Annotated in this window: 4 protein-coding genes; all 4 read left to right on the top strand. The window is 63.5% G+C overall.

From position 1 onward, the window contains the following. Positions 1-784 (top strand): acetyl-CoA C-acyltransferase (locus ACH2CW_RS07055; RefSeq protein WP_395056513.1); only part of this gene is annotated, 784 nt, incomplete at its 5' end. 142 nt (positions 785-926) lie between these two features. After that, positions 927-2759 (top strand): acyl-CoA dehydrogenase, encoded by a 1833-nt coding sequence (locus ACH2CW_RS07060; RefSeq protein WP_395056515.1) that lies wholly within the window; start codon positions 927-929, stop codon positions 2757-2759. Next, positions 2759-2989: a hypothetical protein gene (locus tag ACH2CW_RS07065; protein WP_395056517.1), complete on the top strand. Its 231-nt coding sequence runs from the start codon at positions 2759-2761 to the stop codon at positions 2987-2989. The genes ACH2CW_RS07060 and ACH2CW_RS07065 overlap by 1 nt, the downstream gene beginning before the upstream one ends. An 87-nt stretch (positions 2990-3076) precedes the next feature. Next, complete coding sequence (locus ACH2CW_RS07070) at positions 3077-3868, top strand: SDR family oxidoreductase (RefSeq protein ID WP_395056519.1); 792 nt, start codon at positions 3077-3079, stop codon at positions 3866-3868. Positions 3869-3942 lie beyond the last annotated feature (74 nt).

Genomic DNA, 3942 nt, shown 5'->3' on the forward strand with positions numbered 1-3942 from the left:
GTTCCAGGACGCCTGGCTGGCGGAGCACAAGCCAGAGATCTACTGGAACATGATGCAGACCGCCGAACAGGTGGCCAAGCGCTATGGCGTGTCCAAGGAGCGCATGGACCGCTACGGCGCCGAAAGCCAGCAGAAGGCCTGTGCCGCGCGCGACGCCGGCAAGTTCGATGACGAGATCGCGGCGATCACCGTGACGGCCGGCGTGGCCGATGCGGTGATGGGCCTGCGCAGCAAGGAAGTAACGGTCAGCGCCGACGAAGGCCTGCGTGCCGGCACCACCGACGAAGGCATCTGCGGCATCAAGCCTGCCGTGCCGGGTGGGGTGATCGCTGCCGGCAACGCCAGCCAGTTCAGCGACGGCGCGGGCGCCTGCGTGTTGATGGACGAAAAGCTGGCCGAACGCCGGGGCCTCAAGCCCCTGGGCCGCTTCCTGGGCTTTGCCGTGGCCGGTTGCGAGCCTGACGAGATGGGCATCGGCCCGGTGTTCGCCGTGCCCAAGGTGCTCAAGCGCCTGGGCTTGACGGTGGCCGACATCGACCTGTGGGAATTGAACGAAGCCTTCGCTGTGCAGGTGCTGTACTGCGCCGACACCTTGGGCATCCCGATGGACAAACTCAACGTCAACGGCGGCGCGATTGCGGTGGGTCACCCCTACGGCGTCAGCGGCCAGCGCCTGACCGGCCATGCCCTGATCGAGGGCAAACGCCGTGGCGCCAAACGTGTCTGCGTGACCATGTGTATCGGTGGCGGCATGGGCGCAGCGGGCGTCTTCGAAGTTCTGTAAAACCCGATCTGCGGACTGTCATCCTGGCGAGCTGTCATGCCGGACGCGATCCGGCATCCATGTTCGCATAACGCAGATTACCGGGTCAGCGTTGCATGGATTGCGGGTCGAGCCCGCAATGACAAGTTAGAAAGTTTGGTCTATGTCTCTGCGTCCCACCCTCGATTTCCTGCTCTATCAATGGCTGGGCGCCGAGTCGCTGAACCAGCGCACGCGTTTTAGCGACCATTCGCGCGAGACCTTTGACGCGGTGTTTGATACCTGCGAACGGATTGCGCGCGAAAAATACGCTCCGTTCAACCGCTTGGTCGACACCCAGGAACCGCACTTCGACGGCGAAACCGTCGTCCTGCCGCAGGCCACCCACGAGGCCCACAAGGCCTACGCTGGCTCCGGCATGCTCAGTGCGGCGCAGGACTACGATGAAGGCGGCATGCAGTTGCCGTACACCATAGAAGCTGCGGCCAACTGCTTTTTCGCCATGGCCTCGGTCAGCATCGGCTCCAGCCTGCTGACCAAGGGCAATGCCAACCTGCTGCTGGTGCACGGCACGGACGCGCAAAAGGAAGTGTTTGCGCGCAACGAGTTTGCCGGGCGCTTTTCCGGCACCATGTGTTTGTCCGAACCGCAGGCCGGATCGTCACTGAGTGACATCACAACACGCGCCGTGCCGGACGGCGCCGATTTTGAGGCCGAGCCACTGGGCCCGCGTTACCGCCTCACCGGCAACAAGATGTGGATCTCGTCCGGCGAACACGAACTGACCGAGAACATCATCCACCTGGTGCTGGCCAAGATCCCCGGCCCTGACGGCAAGCTGATCCCTGGCACACGCGGCATCTCGCTGTTCATCGTTCCCAAGAAGATGGTGGGTGTGGACGGCCAACTCACCGGCGAGCGCAACGACGTCGCACTGGCCGGGTTAAACCACAAGCTGGGCTGGCGCGGCACCACCAACACGCTGCTCAATTTCGGCGAAGGCAAGTACCCGGTTTCGGGGAAGGCAGGAGCCATCGGTTACCTGGTCGGCAAACCGCACGAAGGCCTGCGCTGCATGTTCCACATGATGAACGAGGCGCGCATCGGGGTTGGCACGGCCGCCGTGATGCTGGGCATGGCCGGGTATTACGCCTCGCTGGACTACGCCAAAAACCGTCCCCAGGGTCGGCCGGTCGGTCCGGCGGGCAAAGACTCTGCCCAGCCGCAGGTGCGCATCATTGAACACGCCGACGTCAAACGCATGTTGCTGGCCCAGAAAAGTTATTGCGAAGGCGCGCTGGCGCTGGAGCTGTACTGCGCGCGTCTGGTCGACGAGCAACACACCGCCGAGGCCCGGGCTGCCGACGAGGCACGGCTGCTGCTGGAGGTGCTGACACCGATCGCGAAAAGCTGGCCCAGCGAATGGTGCCTGGAAGCCAACTCGCTGGCGATCCAGATCCACGGTGGCTACGGTTACACCCGCGACTTTCCGGTCGAGCAGTACTGGCGCGACAACCGGCTGAACATGATCCATGAGGGCACCCACGGCATTCAGGCCACCGATTTGCTGGGCCGCAAGGTGCTGATGGAGGGTGGCAAGGGCTTGAGCCTGCTGGCGGCGCGTATTGACGCGACCATCGCGCGGGCCATCCAGGTGTCCGAGCTCGCCGCACATGCCAACGCGTTGGCTCAGGCACTGCAGCAGGTCGGGGCGACCACAAAAGCCGCCTGGGCCACCGGCAACCCGCAGGATGCGCTGGCCAACGCCGTGCCCTACATGCAGGGCTTCGGCCACACCGTGCTGGCCTGGATCTGGCTTGATGTGGCGCTTGCGGCGCTGCAGGCAGATGCTACGAAATCCATAGCGGCTACCGCAGGTAAACTGGGCGCCATGCGCTACTTTTACCATTACGAACTGCCCAAAATCGGCGCCTGGCTGCAGGTTGTTGCCTCCCGCGATCCGACCTGCGCCGAACTTCCGGAGGACGCTTTCTGATGGGGTTTTTCAAGGAGTCCGGCGCTACCACGTCGAGCAAGGCGATTGCCCGCCTGCAGCAACTGATCTGGGTGCTGATCTACGGCGGGCTGCTCACGCTGGTGCTGGGCCTGTCGCTGCAGCGCATGGACGACGCCCTGGGTTGGTCCATGGTGGTGGGGGGCGGCATCGTGGCTGCCATCGGGTTTCTGCTGATTTATGTGCGCTCGCGCCTGACCCCCGGCAACTGACGCGTTCGTCGTCCACCTTGCGACAGCCGGGCAGCGCGTATTGCGCGACACTCGTTTCCATCTTTTCACAGAACAAGGAACCCGATCATGACCCGTACCATCCAGCAACTGTTTGATCTCACCGGAAAAACCGCGCTGGTCACCGGCGGCTCGCGCGGCCTGGGTCTGCAACTGGCGCAGGCCCTCGGTGAAGCTGGCGCGAAGATCATGCTGAGCTCCCGCAAGGCGGAAGACCTTGAGGAGTCGGCCGCCACGCTGAAAGCCGCCGGTATTGCTGTGGACTGGATCGCCGCCGATTGCTCGAAAGAGGCTGACATTCGCGGCCTGGCCGATGAGACCATCAAGCGCCTGGGGCATGTCGATATCCTGGTCAACAACGCCGGTGCTGCCTGGGGCGCACCCGCCGAAGACCACCCGGTCGAGGCCTGGGACAAAGTGATGAACCTGAACATCCGCGGTTACTTCATCCTGTCGCAACACATTGCCAAGCAGAGCATGATCGCGCGCCGCTCCGGCCGCATCATCAACGTCGCATCCATCGCCGGGCTGGGCGGCAACCCGCCCGAGATGACCACGGTGGCCTACAACACCTCCAAGGGCGCAGTCATCAACTTCACGCGGGCGCTTGGCTGCGAATGGGGCAAGTACAACATCACCGTCAACGCGATTTGTCCGGGTTTCTTTCCCAGCAAAATGACTGTCGGCACGCTCAAGGCCATGGGCGAGGAAAAGCTTGCTTCCCACGCGCCACTGGGCCGCCTGGGCGATGACGAAGACCTCAAAGGCCTGTGTGTCCTGTATGCGTCTGACGCTGGCAAGCACATCACCGGCCAATGGCTGGCGGTGGACGGCGGCGTGTCGTCAGTCACAGGCGGTTAAGCATGGCTGACGCCAGCTTTGGCACCGAAATCCCGTTTGTCAGTCATCTGGGGTTTGCGCTGGAGCTGTTTGAG

The organism is Polaromonas sp., from assembly GCF_043778355.1.
Taxonomy (GTDB): Bacteria; Pseudomonadota; Gammaproteobacteria; order Burkholderiales; family Burkholderiaceae_C; genus Polaromonas.

Coding starts and splice junctions, on each gene's coding strand:
- ACH2CW_RS07060 (WP_395056515.1), top strand. CDS start 927: ATGTCTCTGCGTCCCACCCTCGATTTCCTGCTCTATCAATGGCTGGGC.
- ACH2CW_RS07065 (WP_395056517.1), top strand. CDS start 2,759: ATGGGGTTTTTCAAGGAGTCCGGCGCTACCACGTCGAGCAAGGCGATT.
- ACH2CW_RS07070 (WP_395056519.1), top strand. CDS start 3,077: ATGACCCGTACCATCCAGCAACTGTTTGATCTCACCGGAAAAACCGCG.